We start from the raw sequence: 18,437 nt of genomic DNA on the forward strand, positions 1-18,437 counted from the left end.
TGAATTCTTATTTCACCTTTACAAATTCTATATTACCATATAAAATAAAAGAACGGTGCTTGTAAAAGCCAATTTATAAATAAATTTGAAAGGAAGTATTTCAATGGCAACGAATCCTATTGTAACTTTTGAGATGGAAAACGGCGACATCATCAAAGCAGAATTATATCCTGAAATTGCTCCTAATACGGTTAACAATTTCATTTCGTTAGTAAAGGACGGTTATTATGATGGATTGATATTCCATAGAGTCATTTATGGTTTCATGATCCAAGGCGGCTGTCCGAATGGAAATGGTATGGGAGGCCCTGGTTACACCATTAAGGGAGAATTCTCTCAGAATAATTTCAAGAATGATTTAAAACATGAGCCTGGTGTTCTTTCCATGGCACGTGCTATGGATCCAGATTCCGCTGGTTCACAGTTTTTTATTATGCATAAGACCTCTCCACATTTAGATGGAGCTTATGCCGCATTTGGTAAAGTAATTGAAGGACAGGATGTAGTAGATAAAATTGCAGAAGTTTCTGTTGATTATAGCGACAGACCACTTAAACCACAAGTAATGAAAAAAGTGAGTGTTGAGCTTTCTGGTGTAGAGTATAGTGAACCTGAAAAGATTGGTTAAGCTTCGTATATTTTATTAGTACAATATCAAAAGAGCAAGCTATCTTATCCGCTTGCTCTTTATTATTCTGTTTACGCTGGAATAATCTCAATCCAATATCCGTCTGGATCGGATATAAAATATATTCCCATTGCTTCATTTTCAAAGCAAATAATACCCATCTCTTTATGTTTTGCATGAATCTCATCAAAATTGTCGGCTTTAAATGCCAAATGATATTCTAGCTCTCCTAAGTTATAAGGTTCTACCCTATCTCTTAACCACGTAAGCTCCAAGGTGAAATCGGTCTGTTTATCTCCAAGAAAAACGAGCTTGAAGGATTCATCCGCGGCAACCTTTTCTCTTACAGGTTCTAAATCAAGAGCTTCCTTATAAAACTTTAAGCTTCTCTCTAAATCTAACACATTGAAATTAAAATGATTGAATTGTACCATATTTACCTCCTGAATCTTTTAAAATTTACCACTACTTCCACCATGTCTGTTTCCACTGCTTCCAATGCGGGTACCACCGCCACCGCTACCACCTTTCGGTGTTGTATCAATATGACGTCGAATGGTTGTAGTTCTTTGAAACACATCATGTTGTTTTAATACATTACTTTTATTTCCACTGGCATAAGTATAACCGTTTACAGTCATTTTACTCTTACTTCCACTGCACATAATCCATACCACAATTGAAGCTACAACCAAAGATGCAACAATTGAAACCACCCAGTCTAACAAAAACGAGTCACTCCATTTACCACCGTTTTCTATATATTCTTTGGTCATCTTGATATAAGTTTCAAATCCAGTATAATAATCCCCATCACTTAAATAAGAACTTACCTCATTAATAATTCTATCAGATGCACTCCCAGAAAACAACTCCACACATGCTCCACTTGTAGAAAATGTAATTTCACGTTCCTCCATTGCAAGTAGAAATATTGTTCCAGTTCCTTCTTTCTTTTCAAAGCCAAAACCTTGATAATCATAAAAATCATCTGCATATGCGGTAATCGCTTTTCCGTCTAGACGTTCAACGGTAACTATGACAAAGTCCGCTTTCGTTTCATTTGCCGCTTCCCTACATAGTTCATTTAATCTTTCTTCTTCTGCTTCTGATAAAATATTTGCATTATCATAGACCTTTGTTGTTGGACTACTAAAACCACAAACCAGTAGTAATATCAATAGACTCATCCAACCAATAACATATCGCTTCATCATGATACCTAGCCTTTCTAAAAGAAAATATAGCTGCAAATACGAACAACTAAAAATGTAATAGCAGCGACTGCTCCAAACCATCCCGCTACCTTTTGTTTACTAATTGGTAAATCACCAACTACTTTACCCGTCTGTCCGTTCATTGCAAAAACAAAATTCTTACCAAGATAACGATAATTTAGAATCCATACTGGCAGCAACACATACTTCGATTCTTTTTGATACAAACTTACATTTTCATATTGAATTGTTGTCGTTGCATAGCCATTAATTGTATTTCTTGCCGCTTCTGTTGCATAACTATGAATCCTTTTTTCTACTCTTTCCTTCATTTCATTACTTTTATATGTATATTTCTCAGATAAGAAACCAGACAAATATGGCATTTCGAATTGCTTTAGGGATTCATAGTTAAATGGTTCTAATTTATCCATGATTCCATCCTCCATTTTTTCTGATGCATCCGCTGGTACTTTATTGTAAGTAGTCTTTACTTCACGATATACATCAAAATGATCCGTATGCACATACTCCGTATCTCCCCTTCTTTCCACTCTTACTCTTGTACAATCCGCTCTTAATGAAACTTCTGCATCATAGTCATAAATCCAAAAAGGGACATAGATTCCGCTTATTTTTTCAATTGTATTTTTACTTATAAAACTCTTAGGCGTTAGCAATCCTTTCTTACACCATTTTAAATAGGCTTCCACAGCCTCTTCCTTGCTCACCGAAAAGGGAATGATTGCTGCTGGCTTATCTTGCATAATACGATTTTCGATTAATGCGGAATTACCGCAGTAATTACAAAACGTTGCTGTAGTCGTCATATCAGTAACAAGCTCTGCACCGCAAGTCGGGCATTGAAAGGACTTCATCTCCATTTTATCTTCTTGCTTGTTATCCATTTCTTCAACGCTTTTTGACGTTCTACAATGTGGACATACAAGTTTTTGGGCTTCGCTATCAAAAACCATATTTGAGCCACAGTTTGGACATTTATAAACTAAAACCATATTTATTCTACCCTTTCATACTTAATATAGAGCTAAACCTAGCAATTATGCTAACTGAAATATATCATACTTTGTGGTATTTTGCACCGATTATTTTACAAAGGAAGTGATAACTTTTCTCCCATTCATAATTTATTCATATAACATTCAAAAAACCTTTACGTATCTCTCATGATTTCTTAATTTATATTTTATATACTTGATTTATGATAAATAGTAATTACTAAATAAATTAGTAATCATTTGATAAATAATCTTTTTCATATTACATGCCAAGCAAAATATTTTGCTTGGCATCCTCCCTTTTATGAGTCTTTTTTCATTCCTTTTGGTTCCTAGAATATTTAGACTTTTCCATACATAAGTTAATATTGGAAGTCAAAAAACACCTTACTTTCCAGTTTGAAGAAAGGATTTTGTTATGGAAAAATTCATATCAACACTAGATTCTGTGAATCAAATGTTAAGTAGTTTTGTCTGGGGACCTGCAATGCTTTTTTTATTTCTAGGCATAGGTTTTATGTTTACGATTCGAACTGGCTTTTTTCAACTGACACATTTTAAACTTTGGATTCAAAATACCATTCTCGCCATTTTTAAAAGACAGGATGTGTTAAAGACAAAAGACCAGCATTCTATTTCTCAATTTCAATCCTTATGTACTGCACTTGCTTCTACCATGGGAACTGGCAATATTGCTGGAGTAGCAACTGCAATTGCAGCAGGGGGACCAGGTACCGTATTTTGGATGTGGGTGAGCGCTTTCTTGGGCATGATGACAAATTTTGCCGAAAAAACATTGGGAATCAAATACCGTTATAAAAATGAAAAAGGATTTTGGGTAGGCGGAGCAATGATATACATTGAACGTGGTCTAGGCGTAAAATGGCTTGCTGCTCTTTTTTCTATCTTTTGTGCACTTGCTTCCTTTGGTATTGGCAATATGGCACAAGTAAATTCAATTTCCACTAGTCTTTTAAACTCCTTTCAAATTCCCCCTATCGTTACTGGCGTTGTGATGGCTTTTACAGTCGCTCTTGTAATCATGGGTGGAATCAAACGAATTGCAAGTGTAACAGAAAAGTTAATACCTGTAATTTCTGTTTTATACATAGTAGGTGGTCTTATTGTTATTTTCGTAAATGCAAGTGCATTACCTCATGCGTTATCACAAATTTTTCATGAAGCATTTAACTTTATAGCATTAGGCAGTGGTGTTACTGGATACGGCTTTGCTGTTGCTTTACGAATGGGAGTATCAAGAGGAGTTTTTTCAAATGAAGCTGGACTTGGCTCTTCTGTTATGGTTCACTCTGCTTCTGATGTAAAAGAACCAGTGGTTCAAGGAATGTGGGGTATGTTTGAAGTATTCGCCGATACATTAGTGGTATGTACAATAACCGCACTTGTAATACTTACATCAGGCGTATACAATATGGATGCTTATCTAAGTAATACGGCTGCCAATATCGCCAATCTGGACGGCGCTCCACTGACTGCCAATTCTTTTTCTGCTGTTATTCCGTATGGGGCTCAATTTATTGCTATCTCAATCATGTTATTTGCATTTGCCACCTTAGTAGGCTGGTCTTATTATGGCGAACGTGCCGTGGAATATTTATTTGGTACCAAAGCTATCTTTCCTTATAAGCTAAGCTATATTGTAATTATTGTGTTTGGTTCTGTCGCTTCGGTTCGACTTGCTTGGGAAATATCGGATACATTAAATGGGTTTATGGCTATTCCTAACCTAATTGCCCTTACCCTTTTATCAGGTGAGGTGATTCAGATGTTAAAAAGCTATCTTGCTATTAACAATAAAAAATAGTTCTATTCTATACAAGTACTTATTATTTAGTTAAAAAGGCGTCAAAGCTGACGCCTTTTAATACATTCTAACTTTTTATTTTGCCCAAAGGCTTTCATTGTTAAAATGCTTATCTAACTGTGCACTAAACCAACGACCATTTAACACCTGCTTTACAATCGTATCTTTTGCTTCTTGCGAAATAGTCGTATCTGCTTCAATTTGTTTTAAAACATCATCATAAGAAATGGTGCGATCTTGCATTGAAATCATTGCCTTTTCTTTATCTGCATCTAGTACTAATGTCTGTCCAGCTGCATCTTTGGACCATTGCTCCCAAGTCACAAGACCTTCTTCGTTTGGATCTCCTGTTTTGATAAAATTAGCAATATAGCTTCTAAACTGTTTACCCAAATCCTTTATTCCATCGAATGTGTATGGTTCTGCAAACATTGCCTGATAGGTCGCATTATCAGAATCAAGAAGTGGTACGAAAACACCGTGGAAAGCGCCAAGGTTTGCCATATCTCCTACAACCTCTTTGTTCTCACCATAGGATATGGTTGTTAGATAAATAGGTGCTTTATAGTTATCAGCCATAGTAATTGCAGACTCTTGTGCATTAAATAATTCATATAACATACTTCCGTACTTATTTGCAAATGTATATTCTGCATTCTTTGTTTCATCTGTAAATAAGGTTCCATCTCCATACTCTTTTGCAAAGTAAGGATCACTTGCCGCAAAGAAAGAGAATTCAGAAGTTGAGGTAAGCATTAATAATGGTACTGAATTATAGTTTGTTGTAGCAAAGCCTTCTTTTGGAATTACAGTGCCGTCGTTAAATATATGAGGGAATACACTCATGCGGATACCTGCATTCATCATAACTTTTGCAAGACGCTCTGCAGAAAGCGTATATAAATATTCTTTCACCTCAGCATCACTGGTCTGTAACCATTCTTTTGCTTCTTCTACATCTGCTTTTTTACCATCTTCTACTGCTAAAGGAGCTAAAGCTGTGGCAATTGTTTTTACACTTGCATCGGTATCTGCAATTGTCATACCACCACTAAATGAAATTGCTTTTTGGAACTTTCCTTCAAATAATGGTGAAATTAGCATTGCCATAACATCACGTCCGCCTGCCGAAAATCCTGATATTGTAATATTATCTTTATCTCCGCCAAACGCTTCAATATTTGCATGAATCCAATCAAGTGCCTTTGCAATATCAAGTAAAGTATAGTTACCAGAGTCCTCATTTGCATCCCCTGTTTGTAATGCTGGCAGACAATTAAAGCCCAGCACACCCAAACGATAGTTTAAAGAGATAAAAATACTATTTGTATCATTTGCTAATGTAGAACCAATGATCTCTGTGGATTTTCCTGATTGGTTATTTCCACCGTGGATAAACACCACAACTGGTAAACTTGTATCTTGTGTATTTGGTCTATAAATATCTAGATTCAAGCAGTCTTCACTACCGATTACTTCTCCGTTTGCAACTTGAACACCAAGATTACCATCTTTGGTTGCATCGAATACTTCTGTCCAGTTATCTGGGTCTTGTGGTGCTTTCCATCTCAAATCTCCAACTGGTGCTTTTGCATATGGAACTCCCTTCCACTCAATGGTCTGCTTCGCCTCATTTACGCTACCTTTTACTGGCCCAAATGCAGTATCTCTAAGGGTAACATCTGCTTCTTTTTCTTGGTCAGCTTCCTTTACTTCCTCAGTCGTTGTTTCCTGCTTCGTATCTTCTGCAGGCGCTTGCGTACTTGTCTCATTTTTTGCGCATCCTACCATCAAAGTTGAAATCGTTAATACACATAATAAACTTTTCCATATTCTTTTTTTCATAAAAATCCTCCTTAAATCTTATAAAATTCTCCTAATACTACATTACCCAAAATTAAATTACCCGTATCCTCCTTTCTATTTTTCTTATTTATTTGCAACTAGCTAATTACTAGTGTCACAACTTGAAATAAAAAAACAACAAAAAAAACCCAATCCTATCCATAGTAAATCATACATGAATAGTTAGGTTTTGCCTGCTGTTCAGTAACAATCCTGTTCTTAGTTATTATTTATAATATCATTTTCAATATATTAATATAAACTAGTATATTTGTCAATACCTTTTATTTTTCTTTCGTTATTTTGTATATATTCGTCTGTTAATTAGATGTTTTGTGTTTTGTTTTGTATGGAAGATTGGTTACTGTTCATGCACATAAGGAATAACTTCCTATAAAGCAAAAAAGCACAGAGAATCAAATGAATTCTCTGTGCTTATTATTATTTATTCTGCTTTTCCAACAGATCCAAATAACTCCATTTTTTCTTTAACAGTTGCTTTGATTGCCTCTGTTCCTGGTGCTAAAAGTTTACGTGGATCAAAACCTTTTCCAGATAAATCTTTTCCTTCTTCAATGTATTTACGTGTTGCTTCTGCAAAAGTAAGCTGACACTCTGTATTCACATTGATTTTTGCAACTCCAAGTGAAATCGCTTCTTTAATCATTTTTTCTGGAATACCAGTTCCTCCATGAAGTACGAGTGGCATTTCTCCTGTTAATTTTTGAATTTCTGCTAACACTTCAAAGTTTAATCCTGTCCAGTTTTCAGGATATTTTCCATGAATGTTACCAATTCCTGCTGCAAGCATAGTTACACCTAAATCTGCAATTGCTTTACATTCGTTCGGATCTGCAACTTCTCCATTACCTACAACACCGTCTTCTTCTCCACCGATTGAACCAACTTCTGCTTCGATAGACATTCCTTTTTCTTCACAGATTTTTACTAACTCTGTAGTCTTTTCAATATTCTCAGCAATTGGATAATGGGAACCATCAAACATAATGGATGAGAATCCTGCTTCGATACATTTCATACATCCTTCAAAACTACCGTGATCTAAGTGAAGTGCTACTGGTACAGTTATGTTTAACTCTTCCATCATTCCATTTACCATACCTACTACTGTTTTATAGCCTGTCATATATTTTCCCGCACCTTCAGATACACCTAAGATAACTGGGGATTTATTCTCCTGAGCTGTCAATAAAACTGCCTTGGTCCACTCTAAGTTATTGATATTAAACTGACCAACTGCATATTTTCCTGCTTTCGCTTTTTGAAGCATTTCTTTTGCTGATACTAACATAATTCTTTCCTCCATATATTTTAATTTGTTGTGAATTTACTATAAATTCCATTTTCTTTTAATCGGTTACACTCCAAAACTTCGTTTCTTCGTATAACCATTATACCTTATTTTTTTGTAAAAGAAAATATGAAATTGTTAAATTTTTCACTTTTAAGTCATTTGCACTATAGTTATTTTGCAAAACAGTCATCCTTTATTGTATTTTGTTCGATAAGAAGTGGTTTATTTAAGTCAACTTTAATATTTAAAGCTTGCTTATTGCAACGAATAACACTCTTACAATGCTCGCCACCAAATTCTCCATCAAGCGTCCATGGTATGGCTTCTTCTGAGGTTATTACAACTTTATCTGTCTTATAAGAATAGATATAGCTACTATCTAGATTTTCAATTAGTAATGTTGCGATAATGTCTTGAAGTTCAATTGGATTGTTGGGCTTTTTGATAAAAGCTGCTTCAAACAACCCATCATCAAGCAAAATATTTCGTGATGTGATATGTTTAAAACCACCTACTGAAACCGAATTCGTAACCATTCCAAAAATAAATTCATCTTCAATTGTTTCCCCATTGCATTCTATTTTTAAATGATATGATTTGATCGAGCCAAGTCTTTTCATTCCTTCCAGAATGTAAGCCGCATGTCCTAGCACATTTTTTGCCTCTTGCTTTGTTTGATAGGATACATCTGTAAAGATTCCAAATGCAGCGATATAAACATAGTAATCATCATTAAAACTTCCTATATCACTCAAAAAATAATCTTCTCCAACTGCTACTTCTGCCGCCTTTAACATGTTTTTTGGAATCTTAAGACTATTGGCAAAATCATTCGTGCTACCAGCAGGAATATAACCAATTGGAAGTTTTTCTTCACGTTTCATCATTCCTGATACCACTTGGTCAAGTGTTCCATCACCGCCACTACACACCACCAAATCATACGTATTTTGCGGTAAGTCCCTTGTTAGTTCCATTGCATCCTGATTTCCTTGTGTCGGATATATGGTTATTTCATAATTATTCTTGGTAAAAATGTCTAGTATATCAACTAACTTATTTCTTATCTGAGCCTTACCTGCATAAGGGTTAAAGATAAACATCATTTTCTTTCTCATAATGCACTCCTATCGTCACGTAAATGTATGACCGTGGATAATCCTACGGTCATACATAAAACGAATCAAAACCTATTGCCTTTAAAACTCAAAAAACCTACATTTCATTACTACTTAAATATTTTTCAATATTTAAAATTGCCTCTTCTTCATCCGTACCTTCTGCTGACACGACTACAGACTCACCTGCTGCTAATCCTAGCGTCATCATACCCATGATACTTTTTGCATTAACTTTCTTTTCCCCATATTCCACATAAATATCACTTTCATACTGGCTTGCAACCTGTACTAACAGCGCAACTGGTCTCGCCTCTAGTCCTGATGGAATTTTAATTGTAATTGGTTTCTTTGTCATAATATCTCCTCCTTATCGAATTCCCTAAGTTCTTGTGCTAAATTACTTAATTTTCTCAGTCTATGATTCACCCCAGATTTGCCTACAGGGGGACTTAGTAATTCACCTATTTCTTTTAACGTTGCTTCCGGGTATTCTAATCGAATTCTTGCCACATCGCCTAAGCCTTCTGAAAGTCCTTCAAATCCCATTCGCGCTTTTATATATTTTATATCTTCAATCTGCTTTACAGCAGCTGATACCGTTTTATTAATGTTAGCCGTCTCGCAATTAACCTGACGATTAACCGAGTTTCGCATTTCCTTCAAGATACGTACATTCTCCAAATTCATGAGGGCTACATGGGCTTCCATTACATTGAGAATCTCAACTATTTGAGCGCCTTCTTTGATATACACCACATAATACTTCTTTCTTTGAACAATCTTAGATTCAAGTTCAAAGGTATTGATGATATTTTGAAGTTGAACTGCCTTATCATGTTTTGTACACACAATTTCTAAATGGTAAAATTTCTCGGGATCACTAATCGAACCAGATGCTAAAAATGCACCTCTAATAAAAGCTCTTTTACAACAAGAATTTTGTATGACCAAATTACTAACTATGGATAGATTCTCTTTGATTTCTCCATCTTCAATTAGTTTACATGCATTTAATACACGAACAGAATCCTCATGTCCTTTTATTAAAATTGAGTATGTTCTAGTTTTCTTTAAATATACGTTCCTGCGGATTGAAATTTCAGTATTTATATTAAATGTTTTTTTAATTAATGTAAAGTATTTTCTTGCAACTGCTACATTCTCTGTATGAACTTTGATACAATACTTATCTTCAATAGAAATGATGACTTTGCCACAAAGACTTATGATAGCCGCTATTTCTGCAATCTGGCAATGCCTTCCTAAGCTGATTTGCCTGGAAAGTTCATCTTTTACATCACTTGAAAAAGACATCATGCCACTCCTATCTATATACTTTTTCTTATTGCATCCTTTTGGATGTCTCTATGCTCAACCTTAAGACCAAATTCCTTATTTGTTGTTAATCGTTCAAACAACTTATTGGCCAATGTTACCGACCTATGTTTACCACCTGTACAGCCAATTGCAATTACCAACTGATTTTTACCTTCTGCAATATAGTTTGGAATTAAGAAACGAATCATATCTTCTAGCTTGTTTAAGAATTGTCCTGCCACTTCAAATCCCATAACATAGTCTTGAATGGCTTGTTCATTCCCAGTCTTTGGCTTTAGTTCATCAATATAGTAAGGATTGGGAAGAAATCTCACATCAAAGACTAAATCTGCATCGCTAGGAATCCCATACTTAAATCCAAAAGACAATACGGTGATAAATAAATTATTATAACCTTCATTTTTTACAAAGATATTATCCAGTTCACTTTTTAGCTCTCTTGTTAAGAGCTGGCTGGTATCAATGATGTAGTCTGCCTGTTTCTTTAAGAAATTTAATTTGTTACGTTCCTCTTCGATTCCTTGATCTACGCGTCCTTCTAAAGCCAAAGGATGATTTCTTCTTGTCTCTTTATATCGTTTCACTAAAACAGAATCTGATGCATCTAAAAATAAAATTTCATATTGAAATCCACTTGCTATCAAATCCTCTAAGACATGTTCAAGCTCTGAAAGTGCCTGTCCTGAACGAATGTCAACTCCCAGAGCAATATTATTTACATCAATCGATTGCTTATATGTCAATTCTGCAAATTTACGAATAAGGAGAAGTGGTAGATTATCCACGCAAAAATATCCAATGTCTTCCAGCATCTTTAACGCTGTACTTTTTCCTGCTCCCGACATTCCAGTTACAATTACAAATCTCATAATTCCCTCCACTCGTGCAATTTACCCTGCACATACTACTTCAGTATGAAAGTTATCCCTTTATACTTTCTCCATTTTGTAAATCAACTAAAATTCACCAAGCATTTTAACCTCTGTCTCCAATTTGACACCAAATTGTTCCCAAACTTGATTTTGAACATATCGAATCAACTGTATTACATCCTTTGCTGTAGCATTATTTTTATTAATGATAAATCCACAATGCTTTTCGGATACCTGAGCTCCTCCGATAGCGTAGCCTCTAAGGCCTGCGTCCATAATAAGCTTTCCTGCAAAATAACCCTTTGGACGTTTAAAAGTACTTCCTGCACTTGGATACTCCAACGGCTGCTTATCTGCTCTTCTTTGACCATAATCATCTATTATAGCCTTAATCTCAGTGCAATCACCACACTCTAGTCCGATTTCTGCTTCTAATACCGTATAATGATTTGTACTAATGACACTGGTTCGATAACCAAATTGAAGTTCTTCGTTTGTAAGTGTTTTTATATTTCCTTCTTCATCCATTACTGTGACAGTGGTTAATACCTGCTGCATTTCGCCACCATATGCTCCTGCATTCATAACAGCTGCTCCACCAATGGTACCTGGTATCCCTGCTGCAAATTCAAAATTCTTTAATCCTGCTTCGCAAGCCTTTGTAGCAATGTCAGATAACAGTGCTCCTGCTTGTGCCTTAATACTTAACTTATTTATCTCAATCTCATTAAAATTATTGTAAATCTTTATGATAGCCCCATGGTATCCATTATCACTAACTAATAAATTACTTCCATTTCCTACTACACAAAACGGTATGTTTTGCTTTTTTAAAAATAAAATGGTACTCTTAATTTCTTCTATCGTGTGAGGTATTATATAGTAGTCTGCTTTTCCTCCTACTTTAAAAGTAGTATGTTTATACATAGGTTCATCAACTAAGACATGTTCAATACCTGCTATATTACAAAGCTGATTTAATATTTCTTTATCCACGCTGACTCCTCGGTTCTATTTTCATTCAAAGTAAAAGTATCATAAGGATATTTTTACTTCTTTCCTCTATTTATATGTTTCATTTTTTCAATTCACTACAATATAATACAATATCTCAATATAGAATTCAACCTTATATAGAATTTATCATGTTACTGTATGAACTGTAACTTTATAATACTAGTTTTGCCGCTCCAAATATTCCTGCATCATTACCAAGCTCTGCAAGTGAAAATTTAGTCTCCTTACATGCAGCAAATGCACGTAATACATAATATTTTTTAATATAGTCAATTAAAATGCTTCCCGCTTTTGAAACGCCTCCTCCAATAACAAATACTTCTGGATCTGTTACTGCCGCTACATTTGCAAGGGCTGTGCCAAGATACTTGCCAAATTGCTCGGCAACTGATATCGCAAGAGCATCATTTTCTTTTACTGCATCAAATACAGCTTTTGCAGAAATCTCACCATTTCTTAAAAGAGAAGGGGAATCACTAAGTTCTAAAGCCTTTTTAGCAAGGCGAACTACTCCTGTAGCAGATGCCATCTGCTCTAAACAGCCTTTTTTTCCACATCCGCAAGTATCTGTTTCACTGTCTTCTACATGTATATGTCCGACTTCACCACCAGCACCATTGGTACCTGTTATTATTTCACCGTTATGAATGATTCCGCCGCCTACACCTGTGCCTAATGTAATCATAACAACATTTTTGCTTCCTCGTCCTCCACCTTGCCACATTTCTCCAAGCGCGGCTACGTTTGCATCATTTCCTGCCTTCACCTTTAAATGAGTTAACTTCTCTAATTCATTTGCTACATTAAAGATTCCCCAGCCAAGATTAACCGCATTCAATACCGTTCCATCTTCTTTCACAGGTCCTGGTACACCTATTCCAACACCTGCTACGTCTTGAATTTCAATAGCTTTCTCACTTATTTTTGCCTGAATGGACGCTGCGATATCTGGTAATATATGTTTACCCTTCTCTTGTGTTCTCGTAACGATTTCCCATTTATCCATTACTTGTCCGTCTGCTTGAAATAATCCCAACTTAACTGTTGTTCCACCCACATCAACACCAAAACATACTTTACTCATTTCTAAACCCTCTTCTTTGCTAAATTGTTTTGTACTCTATTATATAATTCCTTCGCTGCATTATATCCCATTTTCTTTTGTCTATAATTGACTGCTGCTGATTCACAAATAATAGCTAGATTTCTGCCTGGGCGAATCGGAATGGAATGACACACCACTTTATTACCAAGAAACTCTGTATATTCTTCCTCCAGCCCTAAGCGATCATATTCTTTATCTCTATCCCAGTCTTCTAACTTGATAACCAAATCAATTGACTGAGTCTCTTTTACACTTTCAACACCAAATAACGTTTTAACATCTACAATTCCAATGCCTCGTAGTTCAATGAAATGTCGTGTGATATCAGGTGCCGTTCCAATCAAAGTATCATCACTTACTTTACGGATCTCAACTACGTCATCCGTTACTAAACGGTGTCCTCGCTTGATTAACTCAAGTGCTGCCTCACTCTTTCCGATTCCACTTTCTCCCATAATAAGGACACCTTCACCATATACATCCACTAATACTCCATGAATGGAAATAGTCGGAGCCAATTGTACGTTAAGCCATCGAATGATTTCTGCCATAAAAGAAGAGGTTGTTTTCTCCGTTTGGAAGATTGGTACCCCGTTTTTATTTGCAATACCTAATATATCTTCGTCTGGTTCCATGTTTCTGCTATAGACAATACAAGGAATTTTACTAGATAGAAGCTTATTATACATTTCTATTTTTCGACTTCTTTCAAGACTTTCTAGATAGGTATATTCTACATATCCAATTACTTGAACACGTTCCTCATCAAAATGATCAAAAAAACCAGTTAATTGAAGAGCCGGTCTATTAATGTCTGGTTGTGTCACTTTAATGGAATCTAATGCAATATCAGGGGTCAGATTTTTAAGATTTAATTTTTTAACAATCTTTTTCAATTCTACGCTTTGCATACCATTTCTCCTTTATCTATCGTTGTTATCATCTTATCATATTTTATTTTTTAAAACAACAGTGCATACTTAAGTTAAACGTTTCGCGGTATATGAAAAAACTCATATACTTTTCTTGCCGATGCCTCATTCATTGTTGGGATATTTTTTAATGTATCTATTTGTGCATTTTTTATTTCGTCCAAAGATGTGAAATGCTGCATCAGTGCTTTTCTCCTTGCTGGTCCAATTCCATCAATATCGTCTAATATGGAGTGTACTTGTCCTTTGCTTCTAAGCGATCTATGGTATTCAATTGCAAATCGATGTGCCTCATCCTGTACTCTGGTAATCAAACGAAAGCCCTCTGAATTTCTTTCAATTGGAATCTCTTTGTTTTGATAATATAACCCTCTTGTTCTATGATTATCATCCTTTACCATACCGCATACAGGAATAGAAAGCTTTAATTCATCTAAAACCTTTTGAGCAATGTTAACTTGTCCACGCCCTCCATCCATCATGATTAGGTCTGGAAATTTGGTAAAGCTTCCATAGTCTACGTCCTTATTATTTAATTCTTGTATCCCATGTGTAAATCTTCTGGTTAACACTTCATACATACTGGCATAATCATCTGGACCAGCCACTGACTTGATTTTGAATTTTCGATAATCACTTCTTTTTGGTCTTCCATTTTCATATACAATCATAGACCCAACCGACTGATAACCACTTATATTCGAAATATCAAATGCTTCCACCCTTAAAATATTAGAAATTCCAAGCAATTCTTCGATTTCTTTCATAGCACCAATGGTTTTCATTTCTTCTATCTTGATTCGCTCTTTGTCCTTGACCAAAACCATGGCTGCATTCTTTTCTGCAAGCTCAACCAGTTTTTCCTTACTTCCCTTTTTCGGTACACGGATATATACTCTTAGGCCTCTTTTTTTCGTGAGCCACTGTTCAATCAGTTCCATATCTTCAATCTCCTCTTGAATCATGAGCTCTTTTGGTATGTAAGGTGTTCCACTATAAAACTGTTTGATAAAACTAGATACAATTTCCCCTTTCGAATCATGTATGGAAATATCCATATGAAAATGCTCTCTTCCAATTAATCTTCCGTTACGTATAAAAAATACTTGTATGACTCCATCATTTCCATCTCTTGATAGAGCTATCACATCTTTATCTTCCAAATCATTGTTGGTAATTTTTTGTTTTTGGGAAATCTGTTTTACGGCATTTAGAAGTTCACGATACTCGATTGCTTTTTCAAACTCCATATTCTCGGAAGCATCCATCATCTTTCCTTCCAACATTTTTTCCACGTCACCTAAATTTCCATTTAAAAAATCAAGAACCTGCGTAATATTTTTACCATACTCTTCTTCAGAAATATACCCCTGACATGGCGCATCACATTGTTTAATGTGATAGTTTAAGCATGGTCTCGCCTTTTTAATATCTCTTGGTAGATTTCGATTACACGTTCGTATCTTATAGATTTTTTGTAAGAGACTAATTGTATCTTTTACAGCACCAGCACTAGTATAGGGACCAAAATATTTTGATTTATCCTTTTTCATGGTACGTGATAGCATCACCCTTGGATATGCTTCATTCACTGTTACACGAATAAAAGGATACGTTTTGTCATCTGTAAGCATCGTGTTATATTTGGGTCGATGTTCCTTAATTAGATTACATTCTAGAACTAACGCTTCTACCTCAGAATCCGTCACAATATACTCAAAACGTTTGATTTTGCTTACCATTTGTTCTATTTTAATGGTCTTATTTCTACTACTTTGAAAATATTGTCTGACACGATTTTTTAGACTTATTGCCTTCCCTACATAAATAATTGCATCCTTATCATCATGCATAATATAAACCCCTGGCTTACCTGGAAGTTTTTTTAATTCTTCTTCTATATTAAACATAATATCTCCTATTATTTCTAATGTGGAAAAAAGAATACCTCCTCCACAAATCCTACTTTGTGAAAGAACGTATTCTTTTATGGATTGTTTTATTCTATTATTTTAACCGAAAATCGAGTATTAATCAATTAATTCTGGCTCAGAAATAGACTCAGCTTTGTTTGCTGGTTTTTCTTGCGTTGATTCTTCTGTTGGCGCTTCTTGAATTACTACTCCTTCTTTTGCTTCTTCTTTTAACGTATTTTCTGGTTGTTCACTAAAGTCATATGTTACGTTCTCATTTAAGTCAACACTAGCTTGGCTTTCAGTCATACTGTCTGAAGCAACTAATTCCTTCTTTGGAGTTTCATTTTCATCGTCTGTTTTCTCTGGTTCAGGTTCAATTCCTCTTACCTTATTATAGATATCCATGAATTCTTTACCAGTAATCGTTTCTTTTTCAAACAGAAAATCAGCAATTTTATCAAGAATCTCTTTGTTATCTTCCAATAACATTTTCGCCTCTTCATAGCACTCTTTTAGAAGTCTCATTACTTCTTTATCAATTTCTGCGGCTGTGTCATCTGCACAATTTAATACCGTTCTTCCTGTTAAATATTGGTTTTCTATTGTCTCAAGACCCATTAAACCAAATTTTTCAGACATACCATATTGGGTAATCATGGCTCTTGCCATTTTAGTCGCCTTTTCAATATCGTTTGAAGCACCAGTTGTTACTGATTGAAAAATAATTTCTTCTGCAGCACGACCACCAAACAAGGTAACAATCCGTGCTCTTAATTCCTCTTGTGTCATTAAATATTTTTCTTCCTCTGGTACCTGCATAACATAGCCAAGCGAACCCATTGTTCTTGGCACAATTGTTATCTTTTGAACTGGTTCTGCATTCTTTTGAAGAGCTGTAACAAGCGCATGCCCCACTTCATGATAAGCAACAATTTTCTTTTCCTTTTTACCAAGAATTCTGTCTTTCTTTTCTTTACCTGCAATGACAACTTCAACCGATTCAAACAAATCAGATTGCGATACTACTTTTCTTCCATTTTTCACTGCATTAATAGCAGCTTCATTAATCATATTTGCCAAATCAGAGCCCACTGCTCCTGAAGTAGCAAGTGCGATTGCTTCTAAATCAACTGTATCATCCATCAAAACATTCTTTGAATGTACTTTTAATATATCAACTCTACCTTTTAAATCAGGTTTATCAACAATGACTCTTCGGTCAAAGCGGCCTGGTCTAAGCAGTGCGGCATCAAGTACTTCTGGTCGGTTCGTTGCAGCTAGAATTAAAATACCCTTTGACGTATCAAAACCATCCATTTCAGCTAATAATTGATTCAGTGTCTGCTCTCTTTCATCGTTACCGCCACCATATCTGCTGTCACGACTTTTACCAATTGCATCAATTTCATCTATAAAAATGATACAAGGTGCATTTTGCTGTGCTTGCTTAAATAAGTCTCTTACTCTTGAAGCACCCACACCAACAAACATTTCCACAAAATCAGAACCAGATAGTGAGAAAAATGGTACTTTTGCTTCTCCTGCAACGGCTTTTGCAAGTAATGTTTTTCCAGTTCCTGGAGGTCCTACTAATAAGGCTCCCTTTGGAAGTTTAGCTCCTATTTGCGTGTATTTTCCTGGGTTATGAAGAAAATCCACTACTTCTTGTAAGGATTCTTTCGCTTCATTTTGACCTGCTACATCTTTAAATGTTACACCTGTTTGCTTTTCTACATAGACTTTGGCATTTGATTTACCAACGCCCATCATGCCTCCACCTTTTGACATTCTCTTTAATATAAAGCTTGCCATCAGCCATACCATAGCAAGTGGTAATCCATATAATAGCAAAATATCTAGCAAGGTAGATCTAGAGTCAGGTATTTTTGCATCAATCTTTGCTCCTGAAGCCTTTATTTTCTGCAGCAAATCTTTATCTGGAAAAATACCAGTATAATATTTAATCTCAACTAACTGTGATGCTTGTGCCTTTGGTGTAATAATTATTTTATCAGAATCAAGATAAACGCTTTTTACCTCTTTATTGTCTAACATGATTAAAAACTCATCGTATGTGATTTTTTTCATGGTGCTTCCTTCGACCATATTATTAAAAAAGCTCATGATCATCAATACCACTAATGCTACAATGAGAAAAACCATTATGGTCTGTTTGTTTTTAGGATTATTATTATTATTCTGATTGTTGTCCATTCTTTTCCTCCTAAGTTCGATATCTATATTATAGAGATTGTTGTCACATAAATCAACTACCAGATTGTGAATT

At 35.2% G+C, this 18,437-nt stretch carries 16 protein-coding genes; 2 read left to right on the top strand and 14 right to left on the bottom strand.

Annotated elements, in window-relative coordinates:
* Nucleotides 1-103: 103 nt before the first annotated feature.
* Nucleotides 104-628 carry a peptidylprolyl isomerase gene (locus tag F7O84_RS12120; protein WP_151145478.1) on the top strand — a complete coding sequence of 175 codons (525 nt, stop codon included), beginning with the start codon at nt 104-106 and terminating at the stop codon, nt 626-628.
* Between the two features lie 71 nt (nt 629-699).
* Here F7O84_RS12120 and F7O84_RS12125 read toward each other — a convergent pair whose 3' ends face one another.
* From F7O84_RS12125 to F7O84_RS12135, 3 genes are read right to left on the bottom strand one after another with little or no spacing between them, the layout of a single operon-like run.
* Nucleotides 700-1,062, bottom strand: a complete 363-nt coding sequence (locus F7O84_RS12125) for a VOC family protein (protein WP_151145481.1) — start codon at nt 1,060-1,062, stop codon at nt 700-702.
* A gap of 18 nt (nt 1,063-1,080) precedes the next feature.
* The gene (locus F7O84_RS12130) at nt 1,081-1,845 is read right to left on the bottom strand and encodes a TPM domain-containing protein (protein ID WP_207708057.1); all 765 of its coding nucleotides are present in this window, start codon (nt 1,843-1,845) and stop codon (nt 1,081-1,083) included.
* Nucleotides 1,846-1,859: 14 nt separating this feature from the next.
* On the bottom strand, nt 1,860-2,861 hold the full coding sequence (locus F7O84_RS12135) for a TFIIB-type zinc ribbon-containing protein (protein WP_151145487.1): 1,002 nt from the start codon (nt 2,859-2,861) through the stop codon (nt 1,860-1,862).
* Nucleotides 2,862-3,282: 421 nt separating this feature from the next.
* Here F7O84_RS12135 and F7O84_RS12140 point away from each other — a divergent pair, with 421 nt between their 5' ends.
* Nucleotides 3,283-4,689: an alanine/glycine:cation symporter family protein gene (locus F7O84_RS12140; protein ID WP_151145490.1), complete on the top strand. Its 1,407-nt coding sequence runs from the start codon at nt 3,283-3,285 to the stop codon at nt 4,687-4,689.
* A 75-nt stretch (nt 4,690-4,764) separates the two neighbouring features.
* Here the strand turns inward: F7O84_RS12140 and F7O84_RS12145 are convergent, their stop codons facing one another.
* From F7O84_RS12145 to ftsH, 11 genes are all read right to left on the bottom strand, one after another.
* A complete protein-coding gene (locus F7O84_RS12145; protein WP_151145493.1) occupies nt 4,765-6,534 on the bottom strand; it encodes a carboxylesterase family protein in 1,770 nt (589 codons plus the stop codon).
* Between the two features lie 445 nt (nt 6,535-6,979).
* Nucleotides 6,980-7,846 (bottom strand): class II fructose-1,6-bisphosphate aldolase, encoded by an 867-nt coding sequence (fba, locus tag F7O84_RS12150; protein WP_151145496.1) that lies wholly within the window; start codon nt 7,844-7,846, stop codon nt 6,980-6,982.
* 173 nt (nt 7,847-8,019) lie between these two features.
* Complete coding sequence (locus F7O84_RS12155) at nt 8,020-8,967, bottom strand: diacylglycerol/lipid kinase family protein (protein WP_151145499.1); 948 nt, start codon at nt 8,965-8,967, stop codon at nt 8,020-8,022.
* A gap of 97 nt (nt 8,968-9,064) precedes the next feature.
* Nucleotides 9,065-9,325 (bottom strand): HPr family phosphocarrier protein, encoded by a 261-nt coding sequence (locus F7O84_RS12160; protein WP_151145502.1) that lies wholly within the window; start codon nt 9,323-9,325, stop codon nt 9,065-9,067.
* Nucleotides 9,322-10,284, bottom strand: a complete 963-nt coding sequence (gene whiA, locus F7O84_RS12165; protein ID WP_151145505.1) for a DNA-binding protein WhiA — start codon at nt 10,282-10,284, stop codon at nt 9,322-9,324. Before whiA ends, F7O84_RS12160 begins: the two co-directional genes overlap by 4 nt.
* A 14-nt stretch (nt 10,285-10,298) precedes the next feature.
* Nucleotides 10,299-11,177: an RNase adapter RapZ gene (gene rapZ, locus F7O84_RS12170; RefSeq protein ID WP_151145508.1), complete on the bottom strand. Its 879-nt coding sequence runs from the start codon at nt 11,175-11,177 to the stop codon at nt 10,299-10,301.
* An 87-nt stretch (nt 11,178-11,264) separates the two neighbouring features.
* The gene (gene murB, locus F7O84_RS12175) at nt 11,265-12,176 is read right to left on the bottom strand and encodes a UDP-N-acetylmuramate dehydrogenase (RefSeq protein ID WP_151145511.1); all 912 of its coding nucleotides are present in this window, start codon (nt 12,174-12,176) and stop codon (nt 11,265-11,267) included.
* Between the two features lie 172 nt (nt 12,177-12,348).
* Complete coding sequence (locus tag F7O84_RS12180) at nt 12,349-13,281, bottom strand: ROK family glucokinase (RefSeq protein ID WP_151145513.1); 933 nt, start codon at nt 13,279-13,281, stop codon at nt 12,349-12,351.
* A 2-nt stretch (nt 13,282-13,283) separates the two neighbouring features.
* Nucleotides 13,284-14,213 carry an HPr(Ser) kinase/phosphatase gene (hprK, locus tag F7O84_RS12185; protein ID WP_151145516.1) on the bottom strand — a complete coding sequence of 310 codons (930 nt, stop codon included), beginning with the start codon at nt 14,211-14,213 and terminating at the stop codon, nt 13,284-13,286.
* Between the two features lie 74 nt (nt 14,214-14,287).
* Nucleotides 14,288-16,144 (bottom strand): excinuclease ABC subunit UvrC, encoded by a 1,857-nt coding sequence (gene uvrC / locus F7O84_RS12190; protein WP_151145519.1) that lies wholly within the window; start codon nt 16,142-16,144, stop codon nt 14,288-14,290.
* A gap of 120 nt (nt 16,145-16,264) precedes the next feature.
* Nucleotides 16,265-18,364 carry an ATP-dependent zinc metalloprotease FtsH gene (gene ftsH, locus F7O84_RS12195; RefSeq protein ID WP_151145523.1) on the bottom strand — a complete coding sequence of 700 codons (2,100 nt, stop codon included), beginning with the start codon at nt 18,362-18,364 and terminating at the stop codon, nt 16,265-16,267.
* Nucleotides 18,365-18,437: the final 73 nt, after the last annotated feature.

The sequence above is a fragment of the Candidatus Galacturonatibacter soehngenii genome, assembly GCF_008830185.1.
In the GTDB taxonomy this organism is placed as follows: domain Bacteria; phylum Bacillota; class Clostridia; order Lachnospirales; family Lachnospiraceae; genus Lachnotalea; species Lachnotalea soehngenii.

Excerpts from the sequence above, each read along its gene's own strand:
- F7O84_RS12120 (WP_151145478.1), top strand. The coding sequence starts at position 104 with ATGGCAACGAATCCTATTGTAACTTTTGAGATGGAAAACGGCGACATC.
- F7O84_RS12125 (WP_151145481.1), bottom strand. The coding sequence starts at position 1,062 with ATGGTACAATTCAATCATTTTAATTTCAATGTGTTAGATTTAGAGAGA.
- F7O84_RS12130 (WP_207708057.1), bottom strand. The coding sequence starts at position 1,845 with ATGATGAAGCGATATGTTATTGGTTGGATGAGTCTATTGATATTACTA.
- F7O84_RS12135 (WP_151145487.1), bottom strand. The coding sequence starts at position 2,861 with ATGGTTTTAGTTTATAAATGTCCAAACTGTGGCTCAAATATGGTTTTT.
- F7O84_RS12140 (WP_151145490.1), top strand. The coding sequence starts at position 3,283 with ATGGAAAAATTCATATCAACACTAGATTCTGTGAATCAAATGTTAAGT.
- F7O84_RS12145 (WP_151145493.1), bottom strand. The coding sequence starts at position 6,534 with ATGAAAAAAAGAATATGGAAAAGTTTATTATGTGTATTAACGATTTCA.
- fba (WP_151145496.1), bottom strand. The coding sequence starts at position 7,846 with ATGTTAGTATCAGCAAAAGAAATGCTTCAAAAAGCGAAAGCAGGAAAA.
- F7O84_RS12155 (WP_151145499.1), bottom strand. The coding sequence starts at position 8,967 with ATGAGAAAGAAAATGATGTTTATCTTTAACCCTTATGCAGGTAAGGCT.
- F7O84_RS12160 (WP_151145502.1), bottom strand. The coding sequence starts at position 9,325 with ATGACAAAGAAACCAATTACAATTAAAATTCCATCAGGACTAGAGGCG.
- whiA (WP_151145505.1), bottom strand. The coding sequence starts at position 10,284 with ATGTCTTTTTCAAGTGATGTAAAAGATGAACTTTCCAGGCAAATCAGC.
- rapZ (WP_151145508.1), bottom strand. The coding sequence starts at position 11,177 with ATGAGATTTGTAATTGTAACTGGAATGTCGGGAGCAGGAAAAAGTACA.
- F7O84_RS12180 (WP_151145513.1), bottom strand. The coding sequence starts at position 13,281 with ATGAGTAAAGTATGTTTTGGTGTTGATGTGGGTGGAACAACAGTTAAG.
- hprK (WP_151145516.1), bottom strand. The coding sequence starts at position 14,213 with ATGCAAAGCGTAGAATTGAAAAAGATTGTTAAAAAATTAAATCTTAAA.
- uvrC (WP_151145519.1), bottom strand. The coding sequence starts at position 16,144 with ATGTTTAATATAGAAGAAGAATTAAAAAAACTTCCAGGTAAGCCAGGG.
- ftsH (WP_151145523.1), bottom strand. The coding sequence starts at position 18,364 with ATGGACAACAATCAGAATAATAATAATAATCCTAAAAACAAACAGACC.